Source organism: Hypericibacter sp., from assembly GCF_050729195.1.
In the GTDB taxonomy this organism is placed as follows: domain Bacteria; phylum Pseudomonadota; class Alphaproteobacteria; order Dongiales; family Dongiaceae; genus Hypericibacter.
Genome location: NZ_JBOHKS010000012.1, coordinates 1 through 12,672, shown reverse-complemented (window position 1 = coordinate 12,672; position 12,672 = coordinate 1). Strand labels below are relative to the sequence as shown.

11 protein-coding genes are annotated in these 12,672 nt (G+C 65.5%); 7 read left to right on the top strand and 4 right to left on the bottom strand.

Annotated elements, in window-relative coordinates; translation table 11 throughout:
• Window positions 1-16 precede the first annotated feature (16 nt).
• From ACREE8_RS00655 to ACREE8_RS00645, 3 genes are all read left to right on the top strand, one after another.
• A complete protein-coding gene (locus tag ACREE8_RS00655; protein ID WP_431571041.1) occupies window positions 17-1,480 on the top strand; it encodes a Ppx/GppA family phosphatase in 1,464 nt (487 codons plus the stop codon).
• A gap of 320 nt (window positions 1,481-1,800) precedes the next feature.
• Window positions 1,801-2,595, top strand: coding sequence for a hypothetical protein (locus ACREE8_RS00650; RefSeq protein ID WP_431571040.1), 795 nt, complete (start codon window positions 1,801-1,803; stop codon window positions 2,593-2,595).
• Between the two features lie 309 nt (window positions 2,596-2,904).
• Entirely contained in the window at window positions 2,905-3,417 is a 513-nt protein-coding gene (locus tag ACREE8_RS00645) for a hypothetical protein (protein WP_431571039.1), read from the top strand.
• A 69-nt stretch (window positions 3,418-3,486) separates the two neighbouring features.
• Here the strand turns inward: ACREE8_RS00645 and ACREE8_RS00640 are convergent, their stop codons facing one another.
• Both ACREE8_RS00640 and rnd read right to left on the bottom strand, forming a co-directional pair.
• Complete coding sequence (locus ACREE8_RS00640) at window positions 3,487-4,542, bottom strand: M23 family metallopeptidase (RefSeq protein ID WP_431571038.1); 1,056 nt, start codon at window positions 4,540-4,542, stop codon at window positions 3,487-3,489.
• A gap of 56 nt (window positions 4,543-4,598) precedes the next feature.
• Window positions 4,599-5,762 (bottom strand): ribonuclease D, encoded by a 1,164-nt coding sequence (gene rnd / locus ACREE8_RS00635; RefSeq protein ID WP_431571037.1) that lies wholly within the window; start codon window positions 5,760-5,762, stop codon window positions 4,599-4,601.
• 211 nt (window positions 5,763-5,973) lie between these two features.
• Here rnd and aspS point away from each other — a divergent pair, with 211 nt between their 5' ends.
• The 3 genes from aspS (at window position 5,974) to ACREE8_RS00620 (ending at window position 9,300) form a co-directional block, all read left to right on the top strand.
• Window positions 5,974-7,752 (top strand): aspartate--tRNA ligase, encoded by a 1,779-nt coding sequence (gene aspS, locus ACREE8_RS00630; RefSeq protein WP_431571036.1) that lies wholly within the window; start codon window positions 5,974-5,976, stop codon window positions 7,750-7,752.
• A gap of 132 nt (window positions 7,753-7,884) precedes the next feature.
• Window positions 7,885-8,913: an agmatine deiminase family protein gene (locus ACREE8_RS00625; RefSeq protein ID WP_431571035.1), complete on the top strand. Its 1,029-nt coding sequence runs from the start codon at window positions 7,885-7,887 to the stop codon at window positions 8,911-8,913.
• Window positions 8,914-8,934: 21 nt separating this feature from the next.
• On the top strand, window positions 8,935-9,300 hold the full coding sequence (locus tag ACREE8_RS00620; protein ID WP_431571034.1) for a VOC family protein: 366 nt from the start codon (window positions 8,935-8,937) through the stop codon (window positions 9,298-9,300).
• Between the two features lie 97 nt (window positions 9,301-9,397).
• Here the strand turns inward: ACREE8_RS00620 and ACREE8_RS00615 are convergent, their stop codons facing one another.
• Complete coding sequence (locus ACREE8_RS00615; protein WP_431571033.1) at window positions 9,398-10,363, bottom strand: 2-hydroxyacid dehydrogenase; 966 nt, start codon at window positions 10,361-10,363, stop codon at window positions 9,398-9,400.
• 224 nt (window positions 10,364-10,587) lie between these two features.
• Here ACREE8_RS00615 and ACREE8_RS00610 point away from each other — a divergent pair, with 224 nt between their 5' ends.
• Entirely contained in the window at window positions 10,588-11,322 is a 735-nt protein-coding gene (locus ACREE8_RS00610) for an EipB family protein (RefSeq protein WP_431571032.1), read from the top strand.
• 20 nt (window positions 11,323-11,342) lie between these two features.
• Here the strand turns inward: ACREE8_RS00610 and ACREE8_RS00605 are convergent, their stop codons facing one another.
• On the bottom strand, window positions 11,343-12,626 hold the full coding sequence (locus tag ACREE8_RS00605; protein ID WP_431571031.1) for a DNA polymerase IV: 1,284 nt from the start codon (window positions 12,624-12,626) through the stop codon (window positions 11,343-11,345).
• Window positions 12,627-12,672: the final 46 nt, after the last annotated feature.

Below are 12,672 nucleotides of genomic sequence, written 5' to 3'. Positions count from 1 at the left end.
ACCACGAATCGGTGTGGTGGATATCGGTTCCAACTCCATCCGTCTGGTGGTCTTCGACCGCCTGAGCCGAGCCCCCTGGCCGCTGTTCAACGAGAAAGTCCTCTGCGGGCTGGGCCGCGGCCTCGAAGCCTCGGGCGAGCTCAACAAGAACGGCGTCGCCATGGCGATCTCCAATCTGGAGCGCTTCGTCCGATTGGCCGAGGGCATGGAGGTCGGCAATCTCGACATGGTGGCCACGGCCGCCGTGCGCGATGCCGAGAACGGCGAGGCCTTCGTGCAGGAGGCGGAGCGCCGCTGCCAGCGCAAGATCCGCATCATCTCCGGCGAGGAGGAAGCCCGGCTTTCGGCGCTGGGGGTCGCGTCGGGCATGCCGGAGACCTCCGGCGTCATGGGCGATCTGGGCGGCGGCAGCCTCGAGCTGGTGCGCCTGACCCGCGGCGAGCCCGGCCGGCATGTCACCTTGCCGATCGGCCCCTTGCGGCTCATGGACATCGCCGATGGCGATCGCGACAAGGCGCGCAAGGCCGTCGACCAGCATCTGGAAAAGCTCGACTGGCTCGAGGAATCCAAGGGCGGCGATTTCTATCCCGTCGGCGGCGCCTGGCGGACGCTCGCGCGCATCCATATGGAGCAGGTCCATTACCCGCTGCATGTGATCCATGCCTACACCATCAGCCGGCGCGCGGCCGAGGAGCTGGCGCGCGTGATCAGCCGGCTCGGGCGCCGTTCGCTCGCCAGCATCCGCGGCGTACCGCGCCGGCGCCTCGACAGCCTGCCGTTGGCAGCCCTGGTGCTGGAGCGGGTGCTGCGCCTGGCGCGGCCCGAGCGGGTGAACTTCTCGGCCTATGGCTTGCGCGAAGGCTTGATCTTCGACCGGCTCTCGCCGGCCGAACAGCGCAAGGATCCGCTGTTCGAGGCCGCCCGCGACCTGGCCCTGCTCGAAGGCCGGTTCAGCTCGCAGGGTGCGCGGCTCAAGGCCTGGCTGACGCCGCTGTTCGAGGCGAAGGAATCGCCGGCCGCCGCCCGGCTGCGGCTCGCCATCTGCGAGATCTCGGATATCGCCTGGCGCGAGCATCCCGACTATCGCGCCGAGCAGGCCTTCATGCGGATCCTGCGCCTGCCGATCGGCGGGCTCGATCATCACGAACGCGTCTTCGCCGCCGTCGCCATCGCGCAGCGCTATGGCTTCGAGGGCGATCTGCCCGGCATGGAATCGATGTTGCGCCTGCTGAGCGACCAGGCCCGCCGCGATGCGGATCTGCTGGGGCTGGGCTTGCGCCTGGCCTATTCGCTGGCCGCGGCGCCGGCCTTGCTGGACAGGACCGCGCTGGTGCGCTCGGGCTCGCGTCTCACGCTCAATCTGCCGAAGGGCGAGGAAGCGATGTTCGGCGAGGCGGTGCAGCGCCGCCTCGAAGCGCTCGGCCGCGCGCTCGACCTGCCGATCGGCACCGCGACCCTGACCAATCGACGGGCGGGGTAGCGCACTCGATGTGGACGCTCCACGGCAGGAGGACAGCGTGCCGCGGGGGCGTGCATGCTGTCGACCGACTGGGCAGGGACAGCAGTGGCATTGGCCTGCGGCGATACCCCGCGATCACGGCCGGCGGTTACGCCGAGCACGGTTCATTGCCGCCGCAATCTCTCAACGAATTTCATTTGCAGAGGAACAAGGGCTGATCGCAGTCGGCAGTGAGGCGTTGCGGTGTCGCCGGCTGCGAGAACGGATATTGACACCCGCGGGTGGCCTATCTTGTATTGAGCTGGTAACGACGTGGAATCGTAACAGGGTTTCAGCGCAGGATGAGTCAACCGCAGAATCGCGATTCCGCCCTTGCCCCGGTTCGGCGAATACCAGCGCATGTGGTTGTCTGCGGTCACTCTCGGAGCGGCACAACCCTCTTCTACAACATGCTGCGCACCACGGTGACCAATTTCGAGTTCATCGATCGTGAATGCACGGCTACCAGTGTTATCGGCGAAACGCCCGCCAGCTACATCACGAAGCGGCCACTGGACATTCTCAAATACGACGAGATCGTGCGCAGCAATCGTCTCGGCAAGAGGCTCCATTTCATCATCATGATCCGAGATGTGCGAGCAGTCATAACCTCGCGTCATAAGATGGTTCCCGACGACTATTTCGTCGGCTTCGACCACCAGTATTTCTTCAAGGATCAGATAGTGAAGCCCGTCAATCCGGGAGTTCTCGCGATCCATCAGGCCATCTCCCACGTTCTGGCCATCGCGCGGCCGATGCCGATCGTGTTGAAGTATGAAGATCTGGTCCAGCGGAGCGACGAGGTGCAGCGGGCTTTGGGACGTCAGGTTGGGTTCGAGTATTCGGGTAGATTCGCCCAATTCTTTGAGCATGACATTCCGGATCAGTTGCAGGTCGCCTTGAACGGCAAGCGGCCGCTGGATCCGACCAGCATCGATGGGTGGCGCGCGCCGCAGCACCGTGAACGGATTCGGCAGCAATTCCTGGCATGCCCAGCGCTGTTTTCCATTCTACGCTCCTATGGGTATGAGGAAGACGATCGCTGGTTCGAGGAATATCGTGCGGATTCGCCGCCGGAAAGATCGGATCGGTCATGACCCTGACGCTGAACTCCGGCAACAACGCTTCCGCCGATTGGAGCCACCGTAGCGAGGTCGGGGATATTATCGGGATAGTGAGAGCTCGCCTTTCCCGCTCACCAGTAATTCTGGTCCGCTGGAAATCGCTATGAGTGCGGCATTTGTTTTTCTGCATATTGGCGCCTAATGGCAGTTCCCGGACCTGCTCGTCCGCTCGATTCGTGCATTTCACAAAGATGCCGAGATTATCCAATGCACGGATCACGATACATTGGCCATCGATGGTGTCGACGCGGTCAGCCGATTTGCGGTGATCCGAAAAAACTGATGACGTTTCGCTTGGGAAACTTCGCCGCATTGAACCGGCGAGATCCCGCAATTTATGTCGATGCGGATATGTTGTGCGTGCAATCGCTGGGCCCGGTCACGATTCTCGCTGGTTGCGATGTCGCGGTTTGCGGCCGGGAATACGGTCTATCGATCCTGATTAATCCTGAGTTCAGAGGCATGGATTTTTCGGAGCATGGCGATAAGACCTTTGGACAGGTGTATCCTTATGTCGCTTGCGCGACCATTTCGGCCGATGGATTGTTTTGGGCGGACTGTCTGGCCAACCTCAACGCTCTACACCCAAAATTCCACCGTTGGTACGGTGACCAAGAAGCAATCCGGAATGTTGTCAACTCTGGCCGATATCGATTTACCGTCCTACCTGAGAGTATCTATGGATTTCTTCCCGGTGAGGCGTTTGGCTGTGTGCCGCCGCGCCTGCTGCATTTCAAGGGTAACGATCGGAAACCCGCGACGTTCGATTATGCCAAGAGATTGGGATTAATCTAGGTTCGGTCGTGAAAGCACGCGGCCCGCACTAAGCGGCGGCCTCGATGCCTCGAGACTGCACTTCTGCCGCTACTGGACCTCGACCGTTCTCGCCATGGCGGCGACGATCTTGTCGTTGCCGCTGTCGCCGCGCAGCAGCTGGAACTCGGCGCGGTAGGTGCCGGGCGGGAAGCCGCCGGTGGGCGCTTTGACGCCGACATAGCGGAACATCAGGATCCTGCCCTTTTCGGCCTTCTGGTCGAAATTCGCGATCACCTTGCCGTCGGGCCCCATGATGCGCAGCACTTGGCGGTCGCCCGCCTCCATGCCGAAATAGTTCGCCCAGAAGAACAGCGTCGACGCTGTCTTGGGATATTGCGCCTGGTCGTAGGTGCCGTTGCTGGCGGCTTCCGAATCCGGCTGCTCGGTCGAGAAGCCTGCGATCAGCGGCCCGGTCGGCGTATAGGCCATCGCCGTCAGTGTCTCCGGATTCCACAGCGCATGCGCGGTGTCGCCGCAGGTCAGGGGATCGGTCATCGCCGTGCCGGTGAAGGGATCGATCGGCGTCTTGTTGTGCATGATCATGAAATGCACATGCGGGAACTCGGTGAGGCCCGAGAGGCCGATCAGCCCGACCTGCTGGCCGGCCACGACATGGTCGCCTTCCTTCACCGTGAGGCTGCCCTTGAGCATATGGCCGTAGAAGCTGCGCCAGCCATTGCCGTGATCGATCACGACGACATTGCCGAGGCCATATTCGTCGACCACCTCGGCACCGACCTTGCGCACATTGATGTCCTCGATGCCGTCGCGGATACGCCAGACGACGCCCGGTGCCGCCGCCAGCACCTTCACGCCGCGCCGCATATCCACATAGCTCGGGATGCGGATGTCGATGCCGGTATGCTTGTCGTTGACCAGGTCGCCGCACATGAAGTCCTTCGCGCCCGGACCCGGATCGTGGTCGAAATATTTCTGCACCGAGCAGTCGAGATTGATGTGGCAATCGACCGGGAAGCCGAGGCTCGGCGCGCCGTCGGGCGGATTGGCCAGGGCCGGCAGTGTCGCCGAAGCCAGCAGGGCGCCCAGCGCCAGGACGAGGGTCCGAAGCCTGGAGAAGCGGGGCAGGGAGAGGATGTCACGCATCGGAAATCTTCCTGGAATACCGACAGGGGGATTTGAAGCGGGAAGCGGGCCTGCCGCTATTGGGCCGCCTGTGGCAGGGACACGATCTTGACCTCCTTGCCGGAGGCCGTCAGCGCCAGCCTGCCATGCTTGAGCGCCAGGGCGTCGGCGCCGAACAGCTCGCGCCGCCAGCCTGCCATGGCGGGAACCGGTGCATTGTCATCGGCCGCGATCCGCTCCAGCTCGCTGGCCGAGGCCACCAGCTTCTGGGCGACCTGGTGGGTTTCGCAGCGCATCTTCAGCAGGACCCGGAGCAGATCGACCAAGGGCCCGACGCCGGGCGGCGTGTCCAGGCGGGGCGGGGGCGTCGGCAGCTCGTCTTCCGGCAGCTCCAGGGCGCGTTTGACCGCCGCCAGCAGAGCCTGCCCCTGGCGGCTCTCGGCAAAGCCCTTGGAGAGGCCGCGGCAGCGCCCGAGCTCCTCGGCCGTGATCGGCGCATGGGCCGCGATCTCGGTCAGGGTCTCATCCTTGGCGATCCGGCTGCGGGGCTGGTCGCGGCGCTGCGCCTCTTCCTCGCGCCAGGCGGCCACCTCGCGCAGCAGCGCCAGGAAGCGTGGCTTGTCGCTGCGCGGCTTCAGCCGGTGCCAGGCCTCGTTCGGCACCAGACGATAAGTGTCGGGATCGGTCAGGATCGCCATCTCCTCGGCGACCCAGCTGGTGCGTCCGGTCTTCTCCATGCGCCGCGCCAGCTTTTCATAGGCCAGCCGCAGATGGGTGACGTCGCTCAGCGCATAATGGAGCTGGCGCTCGGTCAGCGGCCGGTGCGACCAGTCGGTGAAACGTGAGGATTTGTCGATCCGGGCCCCGGCCAGCTTGCCGGCCAGATTCTCGTAGGACACCGCATCGCCGAAGCCGCAGACCATGGCGGCCACCTGGGTGTCGACGATCGGGGTCGGGATCTGACCGGTCAGATGGAAGAAGATCTCCACATCCTGCCGGGCGGCATGGAACACCTTCAGGACCGCGGGATCGGCCATCAGCTTGAACAGAGGCGCCAAATCGATGCCGGGCGCCAGGGTGTCGATCACGGCCGCGTCTTCGGGGCCGGCGATCTGGACCAGGCACAGGACCGGCCAATAGGTCCGGTCGCGCATGAATTCGGTGTCGACTGTGATGTAGCCGGCGCCGTGCTGGCGTTCGGTGAAGACGGCGAGGGCGGCGGTGTCGGCAATGAGCTCCATTGAAGCCGTGCTATACACGGATTCTGCCCGGTGAGAAAGCCATGGGCGGCCCCCAACCTTCGGAAAACCCAGCGAATCGCCCGTTTCCGGGGCCGGGGTCGCGCGGGCCGGCGCCGGGGGCCCGGTGCTTGACAATCTGGCGGCTTCCGTGCCTCTTGCGCCCGCCTCGACCGCCCGTTTTCCGCCCTTCAGGGGAGCCCAGAGACCTGCCATGCATGCCTACCGGACCCATAATTGCGGCGCGCTGCGCCTCGCCGATGCCGGCCAGGAAGTCCGACTTTCCGGGTGGGTGCACCGCAAACGCGACCACGGCAATCTGCTGTTCCTGGACCTCCGGGACCATTACGGGATTACCCAGTGCGTGGTCGATACCTCGAGCCCGATTTTCAAGGCGATCGAGGGGGCCCGCACCGAGTTCGTGGTCCGGGTCGACGGCAAGGTGGTGAGCCGCAGCCCCGAGACGGTCAACAGCAAGCTGCCGACCGGCGAGATCGAGGTTCAGGTCAAGGCGTTCGAGCTGCTCTCGACGGCCGAGATGCTGCCGCTCCAGGTCAACAGCGACGAGGATGCGGGCGAGGAGATCCGGCTGCGCTACCGGTTCCTGGATCTGCGCCGCGAGCGCGTCCACCAGAACATCCTGCTGCGCTCGCGCGTGATCTCGTCGATCCGCCGGCGCATGATCGACCAGGGCTTCACCGAGTTCCAGACCCCGATCCTGACCTCGTCGAGTCCCGAGGGTGCCCGCGACTTCCTGGTGCCGAGCCGGATGCATCCGGGCAAGTTCTACGCCCTGCCGCAGGCGCCGCAGCAATTCAAGCAGCTGCTCATGATCGCGGGCTTCGACCGCTATTTCCAGATCGCGCCCTGCTTCCGCGACGAGGACAGCCGCGCCGACCGCAGCCCGGGCGAGTTCTACCAGCTCGATTTCGAGATGTCCTTCGTGACCCAGGAGGATGTGTTCGCCGCGATCGAGCCGGTGCTCCATGGCGTGTTCGAGGAGTTCGCGAACGGGCGCAAGGTGAGCGGGCGTCCGTTCCCGCGCATCGCCTTCGAGGAATCGATGCTGAAATACGGCTCCGACAAGCCGGACCTCAGAAACCCGATCGTCATCGCCGACGTCACAGAATCCTTCCGCGATTCCGGCTTCGGGATCTTCGCCAAGGGCGTGGCGGCAGGCTCGATCGTGCGCGCGATTCCGGCTCCCGGTGCTGGAAGCAAACCCCGGAGCTTCTTCGATAAGCTCAATGAATGGGCGCGCGAGCAGGGGGCCGGTGGCCTCGGCTACATCGTTTATGCTGCGGACGGTGCCAAGGGCCCGATCGCGAAGAACCTGGACGAAGCGCGCGTCGCGCAGATCAAGGCCGCGACCGGGGCCAAGGATGGCGATGCGGTCTTCTTCGCCTGCGACAAGAAGCAGGTTGCCGAGAAATTCGCCGGCACGGTGCGCACCAAGCTCGGCGACGAGCTGGCGCTGATCGACAAGAGCCGCTTCGAGTTCTGCTGGATCGTCGATTTCCCGATGTATGAACGCAACGAGGACACCGGCCAGATCGAGTTCAGCCACAATCCCTTCTCGATGCCGCAAGGCGGGCTGGAGGCGCTCACGACCAAGGATCCGCTCGAGATCAAGGCGTTCCAGTACGACATCGTCTGCAATGGCGTCGAGCTCAGCTCGGGCGCCATCCGCAACCATTTGCCGGAGATCATGTACAAGGCCTTCTCGATCGCCGGCTACGGTGCGGACGAGATGGAGCGCCGGTTCGGCGGCATGCTGAACGCGCTCAAATTCGGCGCCCCGCCCCATGGCGGATCGGCGCCCGGCATCGACCGCATCGTCATGCTCCTGGCCGACGAGCGGAACATCCGCGAGATCATCGCGTTCCCCCTCAATCAGAAGGCCGAAGACCTCCTGATGCAGGCCCCGGCCGAAGTGCCCGAGGCCCGCCTCAAGGAGCTGCATATCCGCCTGGCGCTGCCGCTGAAGAAGTAGGGCACGGCGGGTTCACGGATCCGAGTCGTTGAAAAAGCTGGATTTGCCGTGCGCCGATGCGGGCCGGTTGGACAGCGCCGTCCACCCTGTTAAAGTCGCCGCCGGCCAGATGCCGCGACGAGGGAGCCATCCATGACTCACCCCGCCGACGACGGGTTCAGACTGCCTGCCGACTGGGCGCCGCATAGCCGATGCTGGATGGCGTGGCCGGTTCGTTCCGAGGCGTGGGGCGAGCATTTGGGCCAGGCCCGCGAAGCCGTCGGCGAGGTGGCCGAGGCCATCGCCCGTTTCGAACCCGTCACCATGATCGCCAAGCCCACCAAGGTTGCCGAGGTCTCGCTGCTGACCGCGTCGGGAGTCGCGAGCTTCTCCCTGCCGCAGGACGACAGCTGGCTGCGCGATAACGGCCCCAGCTTCGTGACCTCCGGCACCGGCCATGTGGCCGGCGTGCAGTGGCGCTGGAATGCCTGGGGCGGCCGCTACACCGAAGTCGATGGCGACGCGATGATCCCGGAGAAGATGCTCGAGCAATTGAGCATGCGCCGCTATCAGGCGCCGATCATATTCGAGGGCAGCGCCGTCACGACCGACGGCGAAGGCACGCTCATCGCCAATGAGCGGATGATCCTCGATCCCAAGCGCAATCCGGGGCTCGAGCGGGCCGAGGCCGATACCATCCTCAAGCAGCAGCTGGGGGCCGAACGCGTGATCTGGATCGCGACCGCGATCGAAGGCGATCCGGCGGGCGGGCGGCTCGACACGATGCTCTGTTTCGTGAAGCCGGGCGTGGTGCTGGTCCAGACCACGCCGGACAAGAACGACGCCAATGCCGGCGCTTATGCGGACACCGCCGAGCGGCTCAAGGGTGCGACCGACGCCAAAGGCCGCCAGCTGCAGCTGGTCGAGATCGAACAGCCGCGGCCGCGCAATTCCGACGACGGGAAACGTCTGCCGCTCGCTTATACCAGCCTCTATCTCGCCAATGGCGGCGTGATCATTCCCGCGTTCGAGGCGCCCCAGGACGATCGCGCCTTCGCCGCCATCGCGAAGCTGTTCTCCGATCGCCAGCCGGTGCAGCTCCTCGCGAGCGACATCGTCTATGGCGGCGGCGGCTTCCGCGCCATGACCCTGCCGCAGCCCGCGGGCCTGCCGGCCGGCTGATCACCACCCGTCGAGGCATGAATGGCGACCGTTCGGTATTTCGCGAAGAATGTCGATGAGGCGGTGGCCTTTTACCGGGATCGCCTCGGTTTCGCGCTGCATCAGCAGTTCGGTCCCAACATGGCGATCCTGTCGCGAGGTGACCTGTCGCTATGGCTCGCCGGTCCCGGGGCCTCGGCCTCCAAACCCATGCCGGACGGCGCGCGACCCGAACCCGGCGGCTGGAACCGGTTCGTGATCGAGGTTCCCGATCTGCCCAGGCTGGTGGCGACGCTGCGCGCGGCCGGCGTGCGCTTCCGCAACGACATCCTCAGCGGTCCCGGCGGCCAGCAGATCCTCTGCGAGGATCCGTCGGGGAATGTGATCGAATTGTTTCAGGCGGGGTGATGGCGCCCATCTGTCATCGCCGGACTTGATCCGGCGATCCAGTTCTTCGATCAGGAAGTCTGGATGCCCGGGTCAAGCCCGGGCATGACAGTTCGCCTCACACCACCCGGGCCGGCAGCGGCTTGCCGGCGAAGAAGGCGTCGAGATTGTCGACGGCCTTCATGCCCATGGCGACGCGGGTCTCGGTGGTGGCGCTGCCCAGATGCGGCAGCAGGAACGCGTTCGACACCGAGCGGTAGGCGGGATTGATCGCCGGCTCGCCGGCATAGACGTCGAGGCCGGCGGCGAAGAGCTTGCCCGATTTGAGCGCGGCGATCAGTGCCTCGTCATCGACCAGGGGACCGCGCGCCGTGTTCACCACGATGGCGCCGTCGGGCAGCAGCTTGATGCGCGCGGCATTGAGGAAGCCCGTGGTCTCCGCCGTCGCCGGCGCGTTGATCGAGAGGAAATCGCTGTGCGGCAGCATGTCCTCGGCGCGGGCATGGAAGACCGCGCCCTGCTCCAGATCGGGCGAGAGCCGCGACCGGTTGTGATAATGGATCTTCATGTCGAAGGCGCGGGCGCGCTTGGCGACGGCCTGGCCGATGCGGCCCATGCCATAGATGCCGAGACGCTTGCCGGTCATATGGACGCCCAGCATGCCGGTGGGCGCCCAGGCGCCCCAGGCCGCGTCGCGCACCACGCGCTCGCCTTCCGAGGCACCGCGCGCCGCACCCAGCATCAGCAGCAGCGCGATGTCCGCGGTGGCGTCGGTCAGCACGTCGGGCGTATTCCCGACGACGATGCCGCGCTCCTTGGCGGCCTTGACGTCGATATGCTCGTAACCGACCGAGAAGGTCGCGATCGCTTTGAGCCGGTCGGGAAAGCGCCGGATCATGTCGGCCGTGACCTTGCAGGTGGGGCAGGGCAGCAGCGCATCGGCGTTCTGGACCCCGGCCACGATCTCGTCCGCGCTCAGGAGCTTGTCGCTGGCGTTGAGGCGGGCGTCGTAATCGCGGGCGAGACGCGCCTCGACGGCGGCGGGCAGCTTGCGGGTCACGAGCACGGTCGGCTTCGGCGGCATGGGGCGGGCTCCAGGGCTGGACGGGAAGGGCGGATGACGGGCCAGAAAGACTGTAGTTTCAGGGAACTATCGTTTTGAGCCCGGCCATGACATAATCGCTGCGTCCGAGCATGTCATCGCTTTTCTCTCCCCCTCTTTGGCACGGCCTCGCCCGACCCCTTTGGCTCGGGGCGGCCTTCATTGCTCTCGGCGCGGCGTTCTCCGTCCCCGCTCCGGCGGCCGGGATGACCGATCCCTTGCCGCACCGGGCGCTTTATCACATGCAGATCCTGAAGAGCGGCGGCGACGTCGCCGATATCGAGGGCGAAATGGCCTTCGAATGGCAGGATTCCTGCGACGGCTGGAGCGTGACGCAGCGCTCGCAGATGGATTTCCTCTATGCCAGCGGCGATGCCGCGAAGGTGGGCTGGAGCCTGACCTCCTGGGAATCCAAGGACGGGAAGCGCTACCGGTTCGTTTCGCGCGAACTGACCAATGGCGAGCTGGTCTCCGAGTTCCGCGGCGACGCCGACCTGTCGAAAAATGGCGGCGAGGCGCGCTACAACAAGCCCGACGCGCATGAGACGGCCTTGCCTGCCGGCGCGTTGTTCCCGACCCAGCACAGCCTGAAGCTGATCGATCTGGCGACCAAGGGAACGCCGATACCGCCCATGCTGTGGGCCGAGGTGTTCGACGGTTCCGACAAGGACGGCTTGTTCGCCGTCAGCGCCGCGATCACGCCGCTCTCCGACGCCGAGCGCAAGGAAGCCGACCAGCGTCCCCAGCTCAAGGGCGTGCCCGGCTGGCATGTCTCGCTCGCCTTCTACCCGCCGGAAGGCCAGGCGGCCGAGCCCGAGCATGAGCAGGACATCCAGCTCTACGCCAACGGCGTGGTCGACCGCATGGTGCTCGACTATGGCGAATTCTCGATCCTCGGCACGCTGTCGAAGATCGAGGCCCTGCCCAAGCCGAATTGCTGACGGGCCGCGCTTCTCCTCCTTCAGTCCTTCTTCGGCGGCACCCAGCCGCGGCCCTTGCGGATGGCGGTTCGCCCGAGCTTGTCGCGGAGCTTGTCCATGGTCTGCTCCACCGTCTTGCGGCGCGCGGCGTCGGGGTCGGCGAGGTCGGGCGGGTCGGCGAGGGCCGCATCCATGAGGTCGCCGGTGCCGACGCCGATGAGGCGGAAATGCCGGCCATTGGCTTCGCGCTGGAGCAGCGGCTTGGCGGCGCGATAGATCGCTTCGGCCAGTTGCGTCGGATCGGCGAGCTTGCGGTTGCGCGTCAGGATCTGGAACTCGTCGGTCTTGAGCTTCAGGGTCACGGTGCCGCCCGCGAGTTCGGCATGCTTGAGCCGCCTCGACACCTTCTCGCAGAGCGGCCACAGGATCCGGTCGAGCTCGCGGAAATCGGCGATGTCCTCGTTGAAGGTGGTCTCGGCCGAGATGCTCTTGGCGGGACCGTCGGGATCGACGCTGCGCTCGTCCAGCCCGCGCGCGAACCGCGCCAGCCGCTTGCCGATGCTGCCATAGCGCAGCAGGAGGTCGTTCTCCTCGCGGCTCTGCAACTGACCGATATGGGTGATGCCGTCCTTGGCGAGCTGCTGTTGCAGCGCCTTGCCCACGCCCCAGATCAGCCCGACCGGTTTCCCCGCCAGGAAACTGGTGGCTTCGGCGCGGCCGATGATCGCGAAGCCGCGGGGCTTGTCGATATCCGACGCCACCTTGGCCAGGAACTTGTTGTAGCTGAGCCCGATCGAGACGGTGATCGAGAGGTGCTGTTCGATCCGGGCCGCGAGCCGGGCCAGCGTGCGCGCCGGGCTGCCGTGATGCAGCGCTTCGGTGCCGGAGAGATCCAGAAAGGCCTCGTCGATCGAGAGCGGCTCGACCAGGGGCGTGGTCTCGAGCATCAGCTCGCGCACCTCATGGCCGACTTGCGAATATTTCGCCATGTCGGGCCGGATCACCACGGCCTTGGGGCAGAGCTCGAGCGCCTTGAACATCGGCATGGCCGAGCGCACGCCGTAGAGCCGTGCCACATAGCAGCAGGTCGAGACCACACCGCGCTTGCCGCCACCGACGATCACCGGCTCGTCGCGCAAGGCCGGGTTGTCGCGCTTTTCGATCGCCGCATAGAAGGCGTCGCAATCGAGATGCGCCATCGAGAGCTGGTCGAGCTCCGCATGGCGCAGCAGCCGCGGCGATCCGCAAGTCGCACAGCGATGGCCGGCCGGCCCCGGATCGCCGAGGCAGTCGCGGCAGAGCCGGTTGTTGGCGGAGGAGGTCATGACGAAACATTTCGAGCCCCCTCCCCTTGCGGGAGGGGGTAGGGGG

Coding starts and splice junctions, on each gene's coding strand:
- ACREE8_RS00605 (WP_431571031.1), bottom strand. CDS start 12,626: ATGACCTCCTCCGCCAACAACCGGCTCTGCCGCGACTGCCTCGGCGAT.
- rnd (WP_431571037.1), bottom strand. CDS start 5,762: ATGGAGCTCATTGCCGACACCGCCGCCCTCGCCGTCTTCACCGAACGC.
- ACREE8_RS00615 (WP_431571033.1), bottom strand. CDS start 10,363: ATGCCGCCGAAGCCGACCGTGCTCGTGACCCGCAAGCTGCCCGCCGCC.
- ACREE8_RS00620 (WP_431571034.1), top strand. CDS start 8,935: ATGGCGACCGTTCGGTATTTCGCGAAGAATGTCGATGAGGCGGTGGCC.
- ACREE8_RS00610 (WP_431571032.1), top strand. CDS start 10,588: ATGACCGATCCCTTGCCGCACCGGGCGCTTTATCACATGCAGATCCTG.
- ACREE8_RS00640 (WP_431571038.1), bottom strand. CDS start 4,542: ATGCGTGACATCCTCTCCCTGCCCCGCTTCTCCAGGCTTCGGACCCTC.
- aspS (WP_431571036.1), top strand. CDS start 5,974: ATGCATGCCTACCGGACCCATAATTGCGGCGCGCTGCGCCTCGCCGAT.
- ACREE8_RS00650 (WP_431571040.1), top strand. CDS start 1,801: ATGAGTCAACCGCAGAATCGCGATTCCGCCCTTGCCCCGGTTCGGCGA.
- ACREE8_RS00645 (WP_431571039.1), top strand. CDS start 2,905: ATGACGTTTCGCTTGGGAAACTTCGCCGCATTGAACCGGCGAGATCCC.
- ACREE8_RS00625 (WP_431571035.1), top strand. CDS start 7,885: ATGACTCACCCCGCCGACGACGGGTTCAGACTGCCTGCCGACTGGGCG.